Annotated in this window: 15 protein-coding genes and 2 tRNA genes; 4 read left to right on the top strand and 13 right to left on the bottom strand. The window is 40.2% G+C overall.

The window, feature by feature from the left end; all coding sequences use genetic code 11:
- Positions 1-86 precede the first annotated feature (86 nt).
- The 7 genes from A4G16_RS03195 to allE all read right to left on the bottom strand — a co-directional run bounded on the left by A4G16_RS03195 (position 87) and on the right by allE (position 9,448).
- On the bottom strand, positions 87-1,322 hold the full coding sequence (locus A4G16_RS03195; RefSeq protein ID WP_165888666.1) for a M20 family metallo-hydrolase: 1,236 nt from the start codon (positions 1,320-1,322) through the stop codon (positions 87-89).
- A 61-nt stretch (positions 1,323-1,383) separates the two neighbouring features.
- Positions 1,384-1,578: a hypothetical protein gene (locus tag A4G16_RS03190; protein WP_165888665.1), complete on the bottom strand. Its 195-nt coding sequence runs from the start codon at positions 1,576-1,578 to the stop codon at positions 1,384-1,386.
- A 20-nt stretch (positions 1,579-1,598) separates the two neighbouring features.
- Positions 1,599-3,203, bottom strand: a complete 1,605-nt coding sequence (locus A4G16_RS03185; RefSeq protein ID WP_165888664.1) for an L-lactate permease — start codon at positions 3,201-3,203, stop codon at positions 1,599-1,601.
- 186 nt (positions 3,204-3,389) lie between these two features.
- Positions 3,390-4,322, bottom strand: coding sequence for a carbamate kinase (gene arcC, locus A4G16_RS03180; RefSeq protein ID WP_165888663.1), 933 nt, complete (start codon positions 4,320-4,322; stop codon positions 3,390-3,392).
- Between the two features lie 138 nt (positions 4,323-4,460).
- A complete protein-coding gene (gene fdrA, locus A4G16_RS03175; protein WP_165888662.1) occupies positions 4,461-7,460 on the bottom strand; it encodes a DUF1116 domain-containing protein in 3,000 nt (999 codons plus the stop codon).
- Between the two features lie 128 nt (positions 7,461-7,588).
- Positions 7,589-8,641 (bottom strand): ureidoglycolate dehydrogenase, encoded by a 1,053-nt coding sequence (gene allD, locus A4G16_RS03170; protein ID WP_165888661.1) that lies wholly within the window; start codon positions 8,639-8,641, stop codon positions 7,589-7,591.
- Positions 8,642-8,662: 21 nt separating this feature from the next.
- Positions 8,663-9,448, bottom strand: a complete 786-nt coding sequence (allE, locus tag A4G16_RS03165) for a (S)-ureidoglycine aminohydrolase (RefSeq protein WP_165888660.1) — start codon at positions 9,446-9,448, stop codon at positions 8,663-8,665.
- A gap of 80 nt (positions 9,449-9,528) precedes the next feature.
- Here allE and A4G16_RS03160 point away from each other — a divergent pair, with 80 nt between their 5' ends.
- Positions 9,529-10,383, top strand: coding sequence for an alpha/beta hydrolase (locus A4G16_RS03160; RefSeq protein WP_165888659.1), 855 nt, complete (start codon positions 9,529-9,531; stop codon positions 10,381-10,383).
- A 114-nt stretch (positions 10,384-10,497) separates the two neighbouring features.
- On the opposite strand, the gene A4G16_RS03155 is transcribed toward A4G16_RS03160, so the two are convergent.
- Positions 10,498-11,826, bottom strand: coding sequence for an NCS1 family transporter (locus A4G16_RS03155; protein ID WP_165888658.1), 1,329 nt, complete (start codon positions 11,824-11,826; stop codon positions 10,498-10,500).
- A gap of 83 nt (positions 11,827-11,909) precedes the next feature.
- Positions 11,910-13,316, bottom strand: coding sequence for an allantoinase AllB (gene allB, locus A4G16_RS03150; protein WP_165888657.1), 1,407 nt, complete (start codon positions 13,314-13,316; stop codon positions 11,910-11,912).
- Between the two features lie 125 nt (positions 13,317-13,441).
- Between allB and A4G16_RS03145 the strand changes: the two genes are divergently transcribed.
- A complete protein-coding gene (locus A4G16_RS03145; RefSeq protein ID WP_165888656.1) occupies positions 13,442-14,296 on the top strand; it encodes a DUF2877 domain-containing protein in 855 nt (284 codons plus the stop codon).
- Positions 14,297-14,349: 53 nt separating this feature from the next.
- Here the strand turns inward: A4G16_RS03145 and A4G16_RS03140 are convergent.
- The 3 genes from A4G16_RS03140 to A4G16_RS03130 all read right to left on the bottom strand — a co-directional run bounded on the left by A4G16_RS03140 (position 14,350) and on the right by A4G16_RS03130 (position 16,330).
- Positions 14,350-14,435, bottom strand: a tRNA-Leu gene (locus A4G16_RS03140).
- Positions 14,436-14,654: 219 nt separating this feature from the next.
- Positions 14,655-16,115 (bottom strand): exodeoxyribonuclease VII large subunit, encoded by a 1,461-nt coding sequence (xseA, locus tag A4G16_RS03135; RefSeq protein WP_165888655.1) that lies wholly within the window; start codon positions 16,113-16,115, stop codon positions 14,655-14,657.
- Positions 16,116-16,253: 138 nt separating this feature from the next.
- Positions 16,254-16,330: transfer RNA gene (locus A4G16_RS03130), tRNA-Met, on the bottom strand.
- Between the two features lie 211 nt (positions 16,331-16,541).
- On the opposite strand from A4G16_RS03130, the gene mltA reads away from it, so the two are divergent.
- The gene (mltA, locus tag A4G16_RS03125) at positions 16,542-17,651 is read left to right on the top strand and encodes a murein transglycosylase A (RefSeq protein WP_165888654.1); all 1,110 of its coding nucleotides are present in this window, start codon (positions 16,542-16,544) and stop codon (positions 17,649-17,651) included.
- A 17-nt stretch (positions 17,652-17,668) separates the two neighbouring features.
- On the top strand, positions 17,669-18,118 hold the full coding sequence (locus tag A4G16_RS03120; RefSeq protein WP_165888653.1) for a DUF5358 family protein: 450 nt from the start codon (positions 17,669-17,671) through the stop codon (positions 18,116-18,118).
- Positions 18,119-18,167: 49 nt separating this feature from the next.
- Here the strand turns inward: A4G16_RS03120 and purF are convergent, their stop codons facing one another.
- The gene (gene purF / locus A4G16_RS03115) at positions 18,168-19,685 is read right to left on the bottom strand and encodes an amidophosphoribosyltransferase (protein ID WP_165888652.1); all 1,518 of its coding nucleotides are present in this window, start codon (positions 19,683-19,685) and stop codon (positions 18,168-18,170) included.
- Positions 19,686-19,698 lie beyond the last annotated feature (13 nt).

The raw sequence follows: 19,698 nt of genomic DNA, 5'->3' as shown, positions 1-19,698 counted from the left end.
GAAGAAAATTTGCAAATTTTTAGTAAAAATAAACCGCTTGTTCTCCCTAAACAGCACGCCTAATTCCCCTATTCGGGGAAGAGATACTATTCATCTAACAATTTTTCCGCCAACTCTTGTTGTAATACCGCAGCCTTAGCAAAATAGTGATATTCCGTAAATTCAACCGGTGTGTGGCTTCTACCCTCTTTGCTTGGCACGAAAATCATCACAGTTGGAATTTTTTGCCCGATTTCTAACGAATCATGCCCCGCCCCACTCGACAAACGTTTATAGCTAAACTGGTGAGCATTGCTAGATTGCTCTAAAATCGCTAACATTTTTTCAGACAACGCTACCGGCTGAATAACTAATTTGGTCTCTTTCTCAAAAGTTGAACCGATTTTTGCCGTTTCTTCGGCTAATGCTTGCTCAATTTTAGCTGTAATATCTTCAACATTTGCCATATTTAACGAGCGAATATCCACGCTGAAAATCACTTTTTCTGCAACAATATTAATCCCGCCCGGCAATACACTCATATAGCCAACAGTTGCCACCGTACCATCATTTTTCTCTCTTGCCCAGTCTGCAATTTTAGCGATCACTTTCGATGCTGCATCAACGGCATCTAAACGCATTTCCATTGGTGTTGTGCCTGCATGATCGGCACGTCCGTGAACAGTAAACATGTGGCGATGCAACCCCACAATACCGGTAACTAAACCGATTTCAATACCGTGTGTATCTAATACTGGACCTTGTTCGATATGGGTTTCAATAAAATGCCCGATTGCCCCCTCTTCCCATTTTGCTTTTTGGACTTTTTCGGGATCTAATCCGTAATTACGCATTGCTTCATAAATCGAAATACCATCTTTATCTAGGAATTTTTTACAATACTCTGTATCGCGAAGACCCAACATTGCACCAGAGCCGAAATAGCCTGTGCCGAAACGCATTCCCTCTTCATCGTTAAAACCCACTACTACAAAATTGCGTTTAAATTTTTTACCACTTTCCTTCAATAAACGGGCAGTTTCTAATGCGGTAACCACCCCGGCGATACCATCATAATCTCCACCGTGAAGAACACTATCATAGTGCGAGCCAGACATTACGCAAGGCAAATCAGGTTGTTCACCTTCAAGTACACCAAAAATATTACCGGCTTCATCTTCTTTCACTCGCAAGCCTGCTTCAACCATTAAATCTCTTAAATAATTAACCGCACTTCTGGCTTCTTGAGAGAAAGGCAAACGGGTACAACCATTCCCTGGTGTTGCAGTAAATTGCTTCAAAGTTTCTAAATTTTGCGTAATACGTTGTGTAATTTGCTCCATTTTTTTATTCCTTTTATCGACATTATTTTCATTTCCGGGTGAGTGATGATTCGCCCCTATATCATTTTTTTCGGTTTAGAATAAATACATCAATAGGTGAATAGACCATTGCAGCTACCATCAATATAAATCCAATGTGGATAAACATATTATTAGCTTGATCAATCCCAAACATAATCAATGCAAAGGCTAACATAATGACAATAAAGGCTAAGGTCATTTTGCCGGCTTTGGTTTTAAAAAACGTATTTGCCATATTTACTCCTATTCTCCAACCTAAAGCGAGGCAAAATAAGCCACAATACCAATAAATAAAGTCGGTAATAAAGTGATCCAAATAATCGCCTTCATTACATCGCCCTCTTTACCTAAAATATTGGCGGTTGTTGTGCCTAAAATAATTTTACTTGGGCTAATCGCACTACCAATTGCCCCACCTGTTGTTTGTGCCCCTAAAATCGCTGCTGAGTTCGCATTCAATAATTTTGAAGTTGTCATTTGGAAATCACCAAATAAAATATTCGAACTCATATTACTACCGGTCATAAAGGTGCCGAGGAAGCCGATAAACGGGGAAAGAATCACATAAGATTTTCCTAACACTGCTGCCATTCCTTGTGCCAACACCGCAGTTTGTCCGGTTCCGCCCATAATTTTCGACATAATCACCAAACCTACAACAGCAATGCCGGATGGCATTGTCATTGAAATTGATTTAGCAAAAACCGCTTGAGTTCCGCCTTTGCCAATCCAACCTTTATGTTTGTAATACAATAAACCTATAATCGAAGAGACAAATAAGAACATACTTGCATGGGTGAAAATCGCAATCGGCGAATAAGAGGTATAAGCCTTATTTACAAAGCCATAGCCTGTTATCGTTTCGGGGAAGGCAAAACCAAATTTAAACTGTGATAGGAATTGATTTACCGGCGTAATCACTAAAATCGCAAACGTCATCACAGAAAGCACAATATAAGGAATAAAGGCTTGCAGCAAATTCATATTCGGCAATTTTTCTGTGCTTTCGGTGGTTTTGGTTCTGTCCATAATCGGGCTATCTTCCACTCGCCAGTTATCTTTATACATACTCATTTTGCTGATAACTACGATGGCTAAAATAGACAAACAGGCCGGAATAAAGGCAGAAATGGTAGTATTTACTTGGCTTAAAACTAACTCCCCGCCCCCTTGAATGGTCGCAATAATCACAGTCGCCAATAAGCCTTTTTTCAAGGCTTTACCACGACCATAGAACCAAGAAATGGCTAAGCCAGTTACCACAATCCAGAACCATAAAAAGGCTGCGGACCAAAGTGCCGTTAAGAAGTAATCATCGCTCCCCACTTCTAAACCTGCCGAAACCGCTAATGCGTCCCAAGCTGCGGCTAAAGTACCGAAAGTATTGCCCCAAGCTTGACCTAATAACGGCAATACCACTGCCCATAAAGGACGAACGCCGATACCGATTAATAACGGTGCCCCTACTGCAACAGGCACACCAAAGCCTGTGATACCTTGTAAGAAACTTTCAAAAATCCAGCCCATTGTCATCACAAGTAAGAGCTCATTTGGGAAGAGTTTACTCATTCCTGTGCGAATCACTAAAAAAGCTTTTGCTGCGTCACTAACTTGATACATCAAGACCGCAGTCCAAACAATCAATAAAATCACGAAGGCATTCCAAATACCTTTGGCAGATTCAATCGCAATCAGCGAAACATCTGCTTGGTATAAAAAAATACCGCTGAAAATGGTGATCAACAAACCAACAGGTGCAGCTTCTGTTGCCCCCCATTGGAATTTCACCATCAAAATCACTAATGTGATAATTGGCAATAACGCCATAAACCACATAAAAAAGTTTACCGGAATATCCATTTTTGATTGAAAAACCTAAGTTGTAAAAAAATGTAGAAAAATGACCGCTTGCATATACCCCATACGAGCCATATGGGGTTAAATCAACCGAGCCACGTTGTGGCTCAACGCACCCCAAAGTCGCAAAGCGACTTGGTTTATTTAGCCTAGCACGGCTCGTGCTAGGCTCGCAAAGTGCGGTCAATTTTACGAATAAATCACCGTACCGGTTTCGCCGGCAATCCCTTCCGCTGCTTTATCCAATAAGGTAATTAATGCTCGACGGTTTGCACCGCTTTCGGCAAATTTCAACGCAGCTTCTACTTTCGGTAACATCGAGCCTTTCGCAAATTGCTCTTCGGCAATATATTGACGAGCTTGGTCGGTGCTTAAATCAGATAACCACTCTTGATTTGCTTTGCCCCAGTTAATCGCCACTTTTTCTACCGCAGTTAAGATTACCAAGTAATCCGCATTGAGTTTTTGGGCTAATAACGAGCTGGCATTATCTTTGTCGATAACAGCATTCACCCCGACTAAACGCCCTTGTTCATCTGCTACTACAGGAATACCGCCACCACCGCAAGTAATCACAATATGCCCGGCATTCACTAAGGTTTTAATGGTTTCCAATTCACGAATACGCTGTGGTTTTGGTGATGGTACTACGATACGGTAGCCACGACCGGCATCTTCCATGGTACGGAAACCTTTAGCTTCCAACTCTTGAGCTTCAGCTTCCGTTAAGAAACGCCCAATCGGCTTATCCGGATTTTCAAATGCCGGATCTTTTGCATCTACTTCAATTTGAGACAGAATGGTACTCACTTTTTGGTCGATACCACGAGAAATCAGTTCATATTTAATCGCATTTTGTAAATCAATCCCTATGTAACCTTGGCTCATTGCAACACAAGTGGGTAATGGGATTTCATCACCTGAGCTTTTGGTAAAATCATCCATTGCACGTTGAATCATACCAACCTGAGGACCATTACCATGGGTGATCACAATATTTTTGCCTTGCTCTAAAATATCCACAATCACTTTCGCTGTTTTTGCCACAGCTTCACGCTGTTCTTTTAAATTATTACCGAGGGCATTTCCACCTAAGGCTAAGACAATGGTTTGTTTTGACATGATTCGTCCTTAAAAATCATTATAACCGCTAACCACATCCGAGCTGTATAGAGTTCTATTATCTGAGCCACTCTGTGGCTCAGTAAAGTCCCAAAGGGACTTGGCTTATACAGCACAGCTCGTGCTAGGTCAAAAAAGTTATTCTTTAAATCCTAATTTCCTCGCATACGCCAACACCGCTTGTTCAAAACAAGCAAGTGGTGGGCGTACTGTGCCTGCACCAATTTGACCGAAGCCGGCGACTTTGTGTGCAATACCTGTGTTAATGACAGGCGTAATGCCTTTTTCTACCACTAAACGTGCATCTATACCTAAACAAGCTCCTTGAAAGTTCCAATTCGGCACAATGTAGTTAGGGTTACGATCGATACAGATTTCCATCATATCGTTACTGGTGCGAAGTGCATCTTCATAACCACCTGCCCCCACGAAGCGGGTAACGGCAGGCGCGGCTATCATTGCCATCCCACCTACCCCCACAGTTTCGGTAATGGCAGAGTCACCAATATCCGGGCAAGCATCTTCGCCGTCATAACCTGTGAAATATAAGCCTTGTGGCGTATTAACCGGCCCAACGAACCATTCATCTCCCATACCGGCAATACGAATACCGAAATGCACGCCATTACGACACATTGCAGTAACAACAGTACCATCAGTTACCGTTCTTGCACCATCCATAATCGCTTTACTTGCTGCCATCATAATATTTAAGAAAAACTGTTCGGTATCGGCTAAAAATTTGATTACATCATATTTATCATTTTCAGCTAAATCACTCATTGCGGTAATGCGTGGGGCAACCTCTTTAAAGAATGACATTGAAGCAGCAATGTTACGTTGGTGGAATTCATCACCCATCGCAATCGCTTTTGCCACAAGCGGATTTATCGCTAAGCCGTTTTCCATAGAGCGAATCGCTTTGCCTAAAGTCGGGCCTAACACATCACGCATCCACTCTAAACGAGTGATCACTTCCTCAGAATAAGCACCAAAACGCAATACTTTACCGATACCTTCGTTCATCGTACAGTAAGCAAAGTTGCCGTCTGTGGCATTTTCCACCACCCAAACCGGCATATTGGCTGTGGTAATACCGCCCATCGGGCCAACTGCATTGACGTAGTGGCACGGCATAAATTTGATTTCGCCACTTTCTAATAATGCACGAGCTGAGGCTTCATCTGTTGCCCATTTTTCAAATAACACCGCTCCCACACAAGAGCCTTGCACCGTATGAGGCATATCTTTGTATTGAATTGGCGGGCCTGCGTGTAAAATCACTTTACCTTTGTTCAGCTCTTTAATGACTGTTTTCGCCAACACGTTATCACGAATGATCGGAGCTGCTGCCACCACTTTCGCAATCACTTTACGGTTAGCCTCATCAATATCCAACGCCTCATATTCATTTAAGAAATTCAAGGCTTTGATTAGCTGGATATTACCACCCGCCGGTGGTTGCCAGTTGAACTGCACTACTTGGCAGCCGAATTTTTCTGCTACATCTGCAAAGCTTTTCAGACCGATATTGATAATTTTCGGTTTTTCAGACAATAAGCGTAATAACTGCTCAGAGGCAGGATGGTTTTCACCTTGAATTACGGTTTTGGCTTGAATCGGTTTCACCGGCTCATCAAATTGTAAACCTAGTAAACCTAATGATTTTTCCACCGCAATTTTATTGGTTTCGCATACATCCACACCGGCATCTTTTAATTTACGCACGGTTTCATCGTAACCTTGGTAGTCGCTGCGAGTACCACATACGGTTGCTACGAACGCTACATCACGGTTTTGTGCTTTGGCTTTTTGTTGTAATTCTTCAATAGTCGGAATTAAGGCGGCTGCCATATCTTCGTGTGAGCCGTAGCCTAACACGATATCAAATAAAATCACGCCGGTACTTGCATCATCCACCGCTTCACGCATAGACTCAATACGTTTAGCCGGATCTATCATTGGGTGCGGCTTACCCTGAGTATAAACATCATCGCCTAAATCCACCACAATGTGACCATCTTGTTTAAACATAAAGCCGTCTGTTTTCGCACCTGAGCCTTCAATATTTAACGCATCTTTCAATAACATTGCAGCTTCACCAGCTAGCGTACCGCCTGAATAGTAAGCTTTTAAGGTTTTACCACAAGCGGTCGAATTTACAGTATTTTTTGCAAATGTCGGGATTGGCTCATTACGCACCAAAGCGACCGCTAAACGTGCCGCCTCATCTAAGGTATAAGCGTGGTAGAAATTCTCTTCATGGAATTCCGGTTTCTCGCCTAGGAATAAAGTAATGACCGGCTTGGTGTAACGGCTTAAGCGTGCAGAGATTTTTTCACGCACCTCTTTTGCAGGTGGTTTAGAAATCACGATCAGCACTTTCACCTTGTCGTTTTGTTCCATCGCTTCGATGGTGTCTAACATTGTAATACCGCCGATGTCTTCGTATAAGTCACGTCCGCCTGTACCGATTGCATTTTCCACACCTTCGCCTAAACGGTCAATAATGGTGGTGAGTTCTTGAATACCTGTCCCTGATGCACCAATAATACCGATAGAACCCGGGGTTACACTGTTGGTAAAGGCTACCGGCACACCTTGGATAATGCCAGTACCGCAGTCCGGTCCCATCACAACTAGCCCCTTGCTATGGGCTTTTTCTTTTAAGGCTTTTTCATCTTCAACGCTTACGTTATCGCTAAACATAAACACATTCAAACCTTCATCTAAAGCACGGTTCGCTTCTAAAGCAGCATAAGCCCCCGGAATAGAAATGACTGCAAGGTTTGCATCCGGTAATATTGCGGTTGCTTTATTCCAAGACTTCACTATTTCTGTGCCGGTTTGAGATGAGCTTGCTTGTGATTTTTGTTTTAAAAATTCTTCTACTTTTTCCATTACGACATTGATCAATTCTTCTTGCTCAACGTCTGCTACCACCACCATATCATTGGCAGTGGCATCTAATAATTCGGGAGTATCTAATCCGCTTTGTGCAAAAATATCTTTATTGGCTGGGGTTGCCATCATTACTGACACTTTTTTCACCCCCTCTAAGCCTGAAATAGCATTGGTGAGTAGCATTAATACCACCGAGTCATGGTAGCTACCTTTTTTTACTACGGTTTTTAACATATTTTTCCTTCCTATTTCCCTATACAAGCCGTGTACGGATAAATGAGCCGAGCCACTTATGGCTCTACTAAAAATCCCAAAGGCACTTAGTTTATTTAACCTAGTACGGTGCGTACTAGGTAGTTAGATTAATCTGCAAAGCGGTTTTTATGATCGTAGCGGTCAAAGTGGATATCATCGCTAATTAAATATTCATACACCTTGTCTACAATTTCAATACCGCCGGTTGCATAATATTTGTCACGACGCATTTCTGCTCGTTGCCCCGGGTAATAAACCTTATCATTACCAGGTACTGGGGCCATTTCATTTAATTCATTGATAGACTGTGCCATATTTTCGCGGAACTGCTCTGCACCACAGAAACGTGCCGGGTCAATAACAATGTGCATTTGACCTAAACAGCGACCTTCCGATAAATCGTGGTACATAGATGAAACATGCTTACCAAAAGGCACACCCAATAAAATACCGGAGAAAATATCAACCATCATCATTAAGCCGTAGCCTTTCGCCCCAGCAATTGGCACTAATGCATTCACTTTATTTGGATCGGTAACCGGATTCCCCTCAGCATCTACCGCCCAATCAGGTGAGATAGATTCACCACGAGAACGTTTATCCAGAATTTTACCCCATGCCTGAACCGTTGTTGCCATATCAAACACCACATTTCTACCTTCATCAGCAGGAGCCGCAAAAGAAATCGGGTTGGTGCCATAATAAGGCTCAGAGCCACCATAAGGAACCGCCATTGGGTCAGATTGGCAAAATGAAATCGCTAATAATCCCTCTTTTGCTGCCATTTCCGTATAGTAACCGATCGCACCACTATGAGAAATATTACGGATTCCCACAATCGCAATGCCTGATTTTTTTGCCATTTCAATAGCGTTTTCCATTGCAAAAGTTGCCGCAACATAACCACAACCGTTATCGCCTTCAAAAATCGCGGATGCCGGACCGGTTTCTTTCCACTCAAATTTAGGATTACGAGTAATACCACCTTTAAAAATACGCTCGCAATAATATTCCATCCGCACCGCTCCGTGAGAATGGTAGCCTCTCTCATCCGACCAAGTTAAAATTTCTGCCGTAATCTCTGCGTGTTGATCGTTTAATCCCGCTTTCATTAATTTAGCTTTCATTAAGCCTTTTAATTCTTCTCTTGATAGTTTCATAGTCAATTCCTCAACGTTAAATTAAAGTTCTACATCACGATTACACTCTTTCGAGTAAATATAGACAAAATCTTCATCGCCAACGGCATAGCAGGCTTGTGGGCAATAGGAATCCATAAAGACATAATCATCTTTTTTCACTGGGATCCATTCATCGTCTAAACGGTACATGCCTTTACCGGAAAGAAATAGCATTCCGTGTTCTTGGAAATGGGTTTCAATGTAACCGTGTGAAGCACCCGGCTTAAATAATAAGATGTGCATATTCATATCAAAACCGAAATCAGTGGCAGAAGGGAGCAAATCTTTAATCAAGCAAGTCTTCATGCCTTCATATTCGCTATATTCTATTTGATTTACATTGCCGATGTAGGTTTTTGCATGATGACCTGCTAAGAAAGTATAACGACGGCGATGAATATAAATTTTAGTCGGGCTAGAAGAATGGTTAATAAAACTGAGCACTTTATCAGCAGGTGAGAAAATATAGCCTCCGGTTTCAAGGATCGCTTCGGTATCGCAATTTCTTACCGATAATTGACCGCTTACACAGTAGATAAATACTTCAATGCCATTACCCCCTAATTGTGTACAGCCACCCGTTGGATGAACTGTTGCAATATAATCCGCAAAAGATGCACCTAATGCCGGTGAAGATAAAATACTAATATCGCAATGATGGTAGTTTGGAATACTGTTTTTTACCAAACCATCTGTTTCCAAAATTACAAAGTTATTCTTACGAACTACCGAACGTGTTTCAAGTAATCCTTTGCGATAACCTGTTTGAGCATTCAAATATCCCATGACATTCTCCTATACCTTAAGTGAGTTTGATAACTTGAATTTATCTTGTACTATAATGCACAAAACCGTTGAGAATCCTTATGCTGAAAAAGACACAAATCACCCTAAACTCTATTGAAATTCAACACACTGTACTGCCTATTGAGGCAACACTTTACCAAGATAATGAAACACAACCTGTAGCCAATCTTATCTATTTGCACGGAGGCGGTTTGCTCTATGGCAGTAAAGAGGATTTACCTGCACTTCATCTTAAACAATTTACTCAAGCAGGTTTGCAAATTTTTGCAATAAATTATCCGCTTGCACCACAGGCTCAGCTTGAACAAATTATGCAATCCATTTTATTGTCTTTAAAAGCGTTACAAAATCAATTTGCAACTGAACTTCCCTATTTTCTTTTCGGACGTTCTGCCGGTGGCTATCTTGCTTTATTAGCTGCCACCAAATTAAGCCAACAAGATGAACTGATTCAGCCCAAGGGCGTGCTCTCTTTTTACGGTTACGGTTTCTTAACTGATGGATGGCTTGATAGCCCAAGTCCTTATTATTTAAAATTACCATTAGTGAGTGAAAGCACCTTTCAATCACTAATAACAACTCCCAGCCAAGAAGCCGCATTAAATACTCACTTCAGTGCCTATATTTATGCCCGCCAAACAGGTAAATGGAAATCGCTTATTTATCAAGGCAGAGATAAATTTTTCTACCTTGATTACAGCTTACGCTTGGCTGAATTAAACCTACCGATATTTGCTGCTCACGCAACCAATGACCCCGATGTGCCATTTGCTGAATTTCAGGCACTGTGTGAAAAATTCAATCCAACTCGCTTTGTGATTGCTGCCGACCTCCATGATTTTGATCGTGATGAGCAATCTGTGCATACGCAGGAATTGTTGAAGGCAGCTATCAATTTTGTTCAAAATACCTAGCACGAACCGTGCTAGGTTAATTAAACCAAATCCCGCAAGGACTTATTTTTCTGAGCCACAAGATGGCTCTGTTTATTGGACTCCATACAGTTCGTATGGGATTATTCAGAGAAATTATTTCTCTAAAATCGTCCCTTTTCTAAAACGTGCACTTGATGCCATATATTTCATACCGAAATAATAAACTAATGCGGTTGGAATCGTTGCTGTTAAGAATGAAATATCCGCATTAAACAAACCAATTACTGCACCAACCGAAATAGCCATAATTGCCGCCCAGTTAACGCCTTTGCGATTACCGTTTTCATCATACAACTCAGCAATATCAATTTTGCCTTTGTGTAAAATGTAATAATCAACTAATAACACGGAGAAAATCGGACCAAAGAACACCGTATAAGTTAAGACGAAAATATCCACACCTTTTGAAGAGGCATCGGAGGTAATTAACCAAGGGCAAGTTGCAATTGCTAATAGCCCAATAAGAATAACGGAAGTTTTATGTTTGATCTTAAATGCATCCATTAATGCATAAGCAGGCGGTACTACATTACTTGCTAAATTAGTCGTCATTTGAGCAAATAAAATAAAGATTAATGTGATAACTACTAAGAATTTATTATCTGCTGCTTGTGCAAAGGCATTAATTGGGTTAGCAATACCTGTTGCAGAAGAAATCATTAAGCCGATAACACCCATAAATACAGTAGTTGGCACCATTGCTAAGAAATACACTACACCACGTTTTACTGTAGAATAGCCCGGTTTTAATTCACGAACATAGTCGCCTACATTTAACATCACTAATACATTCACGCCAAAGAATGCCATAATAGCACTCACAAATGGCAAACCCCAAGTGCCTTCTTTATTGATTAAGTTTTCTTCAATACGACCGCCAAACTTAGTCATACACACATAGAACATATAAGCAAGAGAAGCGATAATAATAACCGCACCGATATTTTCCAACCATTTCAAACCATGGAAACCTGTAGTCGAAATCCAAATTTGCAATGCCTGAAATAATAGGAAATAAAGAACCAAGTTATCATAACCAAATAAAAGAATAGAAATTTGGTTAATTGCTGAACCACCCAGCCAGCTTTGTACCCCGTACCAAACAATTGCCGGCACACCCCGTAACATTGCCGGTAAAATACCGCCTTTTGTTCCAAAGGCACTTTTTAATTGAACGGCATAAGGCACACCGCTTTTATAGCTCATTTGATCGTTTAAACATAAACACACAATCAGCAATAATGAACCAATTAACATTGCGACAAAAGCCTGCGTTAAATTTAGCCCTTTTTCCAGTTGACCCGACCCTAGGGCAAAGGTGCCGATAGATACACATCCTCCAAGCCAAAGAAAGAGGTAAGAAAGTAGATCCATAATCCGCTTATTTTCCGGAATAGGTTGTAGATTGGTTTTTTCAGACATGTTGCTGCTCCTGTAAATCGTATAATGTTATTTTTAATAATAAAAGTGCGGTCAGTTTTCGAAAATTGACCGCACTTAAATCTTTAACGTTTGACCGGGCGAATAAATTCACCGTATCCCATTGCATCTTGTTTATACATACCGTTTTCTGCCACCAAACGACCACGAATAAAGGTATGAGTTGCTGCACCTTTTCCTTCTAAGCCGTTAAAACAGGTTATATGGCCTTTAGTGAAGAGTTTTTCTTGCTCGACTTTCCATGGTTTTTCAGGGTCGACAATCACGATATCCGCATCAAAACCAATTTCAAACGCCCCTTTACGACCGTATAAACCGAATAATTTCGCCGGATTCACGCCCATTACTTTCGCAATTAAACTTGGACTGAGTTTGCGTTGATGAACGACCATATCAAACATCATCGGTAAGAAGAATTGAATACCGTTTAAACCACCCCAAGCCTCCCAAATATCGTGAGTCTCATTATTTTTTTCTTCATCCGCCGCCGGCGAGTGATCGCTACCCACGCAAGAAAGCGTGCCGTCAATCACATAATCCCACAGTTTTTCCATATCTTCTTTTTTACGTAGTGGTGGGGTACATTTTGCCGGACCGCCCTTTTCAAACACGAAATCTTCAGTAAAGCCTAAATAGTGTGGGCAAGTTTCACCCGATACCGGCAAGCCTTCATAAATCGCATCTTTAACAAGTTGTGCCACCATTGGATGTGTTACATGGCAAATATGCACTCGACCACCGGTTGCACGCGACATATCAATAATATTTTTAGTCGCGACATACTCCACCCACACATCGTGAGCATCTAAAAATTCACGGATCTTTTCTTGATTGGTTAGGCCTGTTTTCGCCTTTGCTTCTTTAACACGCTCCTTTACCTGACCAAATTCTTCACAATGAAAACCCGACAATGCATTAAACGGTTTTAAAATTTCCAATGCTTTACGCACATTGCCTAAATTTACGGTTGGAAATAAATCCCCATTTGGGCAAGTAAAACCTTTAAATGCAGCCACACCACAAGCTTCAAGCTCAATTAAATCAGCAGAATTACTTTTGATTGAGTTAGGGCTATCATCATAATCGCCCACAATACCGCCCCAAAGAGCGAAATCGATAAAGGAATGTTTACTAACGTTGGCGTGTTTTAATTTAAAGACATCTTTATTGATGAGAGAAGGATCATTATTAAGAGGCATATCAATAAGAGTGGTACAACCGGCTGCTACTGCAGCACGGGAACCTGTTTCAAAATCTTCGCGATAATCAAAGCCTGGTTCATTTAAATGGGCATGACAGTCAATAATTCCGGGATAAACAAAATTACCTTTAGCATCAATCACTTCTTTGGCTTGAGCGTCTAGATCAGGCGATAAAAATGCTGCAAACTTTCCCTCTTTCACCGCAATAGTAGCAGGATAAATTCTATCCGGCGTTACTAACTGTCCGTTTTTAACGATTAAATCATACATAATGAACCTTCTTTTGTTATTGACTTTTGATAGTTTGAAAGGAAAATGCAAAATATGAAACATCATTCCAAGCTTTGTTTATACTAAGGAATAAAGTCATACGAAATCAATAGGTATTTTACAACATGAATATAAAAGAACAAATAATAAACATATCTCTTTCAGCTACCTCTGATTATGCCCAAGAGTTTGTTGGAAATATGCCGATTGTGTATATTCATTCCATCTATAAAAAAGCTATTAACCTATTGATTCACAATAAACTTTTTGCTTTACAGCCCAAAGGCAGCTATCTTTCACCGGTTAGCTTAATTACCGATTTATCGGTAGCTCAATTTCAACAACTTTCACTATTTCCACAACAATATCAGCTTAATCTGCATTATCAAAATTGTGCAATTTTTTGCTCAAAATTGACCGCTTGTATTCCATCAGAAAAGAGCTTACTTGCCCTGTATGCTAATATTGCACAACAAATTCTCCAACAAACAAACACTTTAGGATTCTCACAGCTATTAAAAAGCAATTTTGATGATCTGATTTTATCCAGCTGTCAAAGCTATCTATACGAGGTGCAACACCTCTACCATAACAAAGATATGTGTAACGCTGCTCACAAACTGGCAAAATTTATTGGTTTAGGAATTGGACTAACCCCTAGCGGAGATGATTTTCTTTGTGGATTTTTAGCGGTTTTTCAACGTATGAACTTGACGAAAAACGTTTTTTACCAAACACTTACAGATCAGATCCAACAAAACTTAGATAAAACAAATCTTATCAGTGCAAGATTTCTAGAATGTGCGTTAATGCAACAATTTTCTGTTATTGTGTTAGACTTTTTAAACTTAAATGAAAGTGAATCCATAAACATTTCTCACATCCAAACACAATTTGAAAAGATTGGCCACTCATCAGGTATGGATACGCTTTTTGGTATTTATTATGCCTGTGAACTATTAAGTTATTCAGAAAAATAGCAAACAAAAAACCCAAAAGAATATTACTATTCTTTTGGGTTCTTCTTAGTAAATGGTGCCAGTGGTCGGACTCGAACCGACACGCTTTATGGGCGGCGGATTTTGAATCCGCTGCGTCTACCGATTTCGCCACACTGGCTTAAATTTCGCAAGATTATAGAAAAATATAACCGCTTGTGCAAGCATAAAAACAGCCTTTAAAATCAGTTGATTCAAAAATCGGCACTTGATTCCTCTTTACAAAAATAGTTATGCACACACTCTGTGGATAACTAAGTGCACAACCCTGTTTATAGATATTTAACCTACTGATTTTCATATATTTAATTTTCAAAATTTGGGGCGTTCAAAATTTCCCCTACAAAAAATCCACTACTTGACTTATTATTTTTCCTGTTTTTAGCTGTGTAGTAATTTTATCTCCCCGTTTCAAATCAGTAGTGGAAGTCAGCATTTTTCCGTCTTCCGTTTGTGTGATGGAATAGCCTCGAGTCAGGATTTTCAATGGACTTAGCCCATCAAGCTTAGTGCATAATGATTGAAAACGTTGACTATCTGTTAGCATTTTCTTCTCAATTGCATAATCTAAACGCTGAGAAAATGTTGTGACTAACGCTTGATGTTCTTTAAGTTGATAAGGAAATGGATTTCTCTCAAACCGTTTGACACAATATGCCCACTGCTGTTGTTTTTTAAGTAACAATTGTTCCATTTGCCACTGCAGATTTTTCATGGATTGGCTTAAAGTTTGTTTCTGACGCTCAATCTGTTTTTTAGGATGCTGACTCGCCAAGCGTAAGCCAAGCTCTTTGCTATACTGTTTTTTAGCAGCTAAAAGAGAGTTAATCGTATATTCCAAACGGAATTTAATATGAGCTAATTTTTGCTGCTGCGATTGGAGCTGTCTGGTTGGATGCTGAGCATTTAAGCGTAATATCAACTGTTGGAAATGCCCAACTTTTCGACTCCAAACGCGATCAAAAGCTAAATTAACTTTATCGAATTGGTGCTGCAATTGACGTAATAATTCTTTTTGATCTCGGCTTACTAATTCTGCAGCTGCAGAAGGAGTCGGCGCACGAAGATCTGCCACAAAGTCAGTAATAGTGATATCCGTTTCATGCCCAACCGCACTAATGGTTGGAATTTGGGAACGATAAATCGCTTGAGCAACCACTTCTTCGTTAAAACACCAAAGGTCCTCCAATGAACCACCACCGCGTCCTATAATTAATACATCGCACTCATTGCGACGATTTGCTAATTCGATCGCATTAACAATATCTTGCGCAGCTTCTTTACCTTGCACTAAAGTAGGATAAATGACCACAGATAAACTAGGATCACGGCGTTGTAGAATATTCAAAATATCTTGTAGTGCTGCACCACTTGATGAGGTAATGATCCCCACTCGTTTAGCAAAAGCTGGAATAGTTTTTTTATGCTCTTGAGCAAACCAACCTTGAGCAGCTAACTTTGCTTTAAGTTGCTCAAATTGCTGTTGCAGTAAACCTTCGCCAGCCGGCTGCATACTTTCAATAATAATTTGGTAGTCTCCTCTTGGTTCATACAAGGTAACACTTGCTCGTACCAAGACCTGCATACCGTTTTGCGGGCGAAAATGCACTTTGGCATTTTTCATTTTAAACATCGCACAACGCACCTGAGCCTTATCATCTTTTAGCGTGAGATACCAATGGCCGGAAACAGGCTGACTGAAATTGGAAATTTCGCCGGTTAGCCAAATTTGGCTTAATTCCATTTCAAGTAAATGACGAACAGCATAGTTGAGTTGAGTGACTGTTAAAATATTGCTCATAATCGTAAAATTGAAAAACTTTTTATGCAGTGTAGCGAGAAATTAAGATGAGAGAAAGGGCTAATAAGAAAACAAGCGGTTATTTTTTATGAAAAAATTGCAAAGAAAAAGCCTCCGATAAATCGGAGGCTTGAAATTTGGTTGCGGGGGCTGGATTTGAACCAACGACCTTCGGGTTATGAGCCCGACGAGCTACCAAGCTGCTCCACCCCGCGTCTGATGGAAGCTATAATATAGCAATACAGAATAATAACAAGCAAAAAAGTAGATATTTAGTTTAATTGATTTAAATTAGCACAAAAATAGTATAAAAATCCATTTATTGAGCTAAAATCATACAAATATATTCTTGTTTTATTTTGACTGCATTTTTGCTATTCTTCGCTTTTATTTCACATTTGATTGTTTATAAAACAAGGATTTTACATGAGTTGGAAAGCATATAAAAAAGCCATTGCATTCGCAACAATAGCAGTAGCAACTACTATTTTAGCCGGATGTTCATCGCCATCCGGTACCAAAACAAAAGCCGGTGGATACGATAGCGAAAAAATAAAATTTGGGGCTAAATATAGTGGCCGACAATTTATGCCCTATGGTATCCATTTCCAAAGCGGACGTTTAATTTTAAATACCGCACCGGTTAATCAGCGTGATTTTTTACAGCAGCTATCAAATGTACGCGCTTATAGCAGCCTAGCGGATTCTCACTCTATTGCTTATGGTAAAGTAAGTAGCTGGATTGCCTCAGGAGCGAATATCAACGATCTGGCAAAACATGGCATTACTACCCGTTTAATGCGTGGTGAAGATGGCTATCAAAATGTGCTGATGACCGGTTATTATTCACCGGTTATTAATGCCCGCCGCACACCACAAGGAAAATATCAGCACCCAATTTATGCTATGCCGGCTAATAAACGCTTCTCACGTGCTGATATTTATGCCGGTGCATTGCAAGGTCAAGGCTTAGAGCTAGCCTATAGTGATTCTATGCTTGATAATTTCTTATTGGGCGTACAGGGAAGTGGCTATGTTGATTTTGGTGATGGACGTTTAAATTATTTCGCCTATGCCGGTCAAAACGGCTTTAAATATGCAAGCGTTGGGCGTTTACTAGTAGAAGATGGTGAAATTCCAAAAGAGAAAATGTCTGTACAAGCTATTCGTGACTGGGGTGAGCGTAATCCAAGCCGCGTGCAAGGGTTGTTGGAACGTAATCCATCTTATGTTTTCTTCAAAAATGATCCTACCGGTCAAGTAAAAGGCTCTGCCGGTGTACCATTAGTTGCATTAGCCTCTGTTGCTTCAGACCGTAGCATTGTGCCTTCCGGTAGTGTTTTATTAGTGGAAATGCCACTTATTGATAAAAACGGAAACTGGACAGGAAAACACGAAATGCGTTTAATGATTGCTCTTGATGTAGGTGGTGCGGTAAAAGGTCATCACTTCGATTTATATCAAGGTATTGGCGATAAAGCGGGTCATGTAGCCGGGCTAATGAAACACTATGGTCGTGTTTGGGTCCTAAATTAATTTTTAAGTAGGTAAATATGTTGAAAAAAGCCTTAGCTATTTTATTGCTCGGTTCAAATCTTGTATTTGCAAATAATCCGGAAAATACAACCGCTTTAAACGAACCTAAATATAAAATATCCGATATAGATATGAAGATTTTTATCCGACAGCTTAACAATATTGAACAATGTATTTACCCTGACTTAGGTAAGCATAATTATAAAGAGATTTATAGCAAATGGAGTGTCGCTGAGACACTCACTATCCAGTATTTTGAACACCAAATACTGAAAGAATTGTTAGGTGAGAAACATTTTAATACGATGCAAGCAGATGACTCTTCAATGAATTATTTCAATTTATTGCATACTAAATTAAATCATCAAAAAGCGAATGTTGATAAAGAACTCTGTGAGAATTTTAAGCTTACTTATCAAGATGTGTATAAACGAGTACAAAATACACTCCCTAAAGTCTATAAATAACAAAAAACTCGCAATATCTATTGCGAGTTTTATTCTTCTATTTTGCAATTTAACTCTCATTATGAATTTCTAAGTTTGTCGCATGTTTAGCGGCAATCTCTTTTGCTTTATCATTACGAGAATTAGCAATCGCATCTAAATAGCATTTATCCACATCGCCGGTAATATATTCACCGGTAAAGACTGAAGCATCAAAGTGATGGATATTTGGATTTTCCATCTGTACCGATTGATATAAAGCCGATAAATCTTGGAAAATCAGCTTATCAACCCCAATCATTTCTGCTACTTCATCAACTGAACGATCATAGGCGACCAGCTCTTCACAAGTTGGCATATCAATACCATAAACATTCGGGTAGCGAATTTCCGGAGCGGCTGAAGCAAAATAGACTTTTTTCGCTCCTGCGACTCGAGCCATTTCAACGATTTGTTCTGAGGTTGTGCCACGCACAATAGAATCATCAACTAATAATACACTTTTGCCTTTAAATTCGGATGAAATCGCATTCAATTTACGACGAACTGAATTTTTACGCTGAGCTTGCCCTGGCATAATAAAAGTACGGGCAACATAACGATTTTTAACAAAACCTTGGCGATAAGGTTTATAAAGCACATTAGCAATACGCACGGCAATATCGTTTGACGTTTCCGGAATTGGGATAACTACATCAATATCATCAATAATACGCCCCCATTCACGTTTGATCTTCTCACCTAATAGTTCTCCCATATGCACACGAGCTGCATAAACAGATACTCCATCAATCACAGAGTCAGGGCGGGCAAAATACACATACTCAAAAATACAAGGATGGAGTTTTGGATTATCCGCACAAATTTGCGAATATAATTGACCGTCAAAGGTAATATAAATCGCCTCACCCGGTAACACATCTCGAACAAAATCAAAACCAACAACATCAAGTGCGACACTTTCCGAAGCAAACATATATTCGGTTTTGCCATCAACTATCCGCTGACCTAATACTAGTGGGCGAATACCAAACGGATCACGAAATGCCACCATACCATGCCCGATAATCATTGCAATACAAGCATAAGCACCACGAATAGTATCATTCGTTTTACGGATGGTTTCAAATATATTATCTGGACTTAGGTGTTGAGTTGAGTAAAGATCTAAAAAGTAGGCAAAAATATTAAGAAGAGATTCAGAGTCGGAATTCGTATTGACATGGCGGCGGGCCTCATTAAATAAGCTCTCTTTCAACTGTGCGTTATTCGTCAAATTGCCATTATGCACTAAAGTAATGCCAAACGGTGAGTTCACATAGAAAGGTTGAGCCTCCGATACGCTAGAACTACCTGCGGTTGGATAACGGACATGGCCAACCCCCGCATTTCCTTGCAAACGAACCATATGTTCTTGCTGGAAAACATCACTTACCAAGCCATTTGCTTTACGCAAGCGGAAGCGATTCTCGTCATCTATTGTTACGATCCCTGCGGCATCTTGTCCTCGGTGTTGTAGTAATGTTAATCCATCATAAATCGCCTGATTCACCGGCGAGTTCCCAATAATACCGACAATGCCGCACATATAGAAAGACCTC

Origin of the sequence: Mannheimia granulomatis (assembly GCF_011455695.1) — a bacterium.
Lineage (GTDB): Bacteria > Pseudomonadota > Gammaproteobacteria > Enterobacterales > Pasteurellaceae > Mannheimia > Mannheimia granulomatis_A.
Note: the sequence above shows the minus strand (reverse complement) of the source record. Positions and strands in the feature narration are given on the sequence as shown.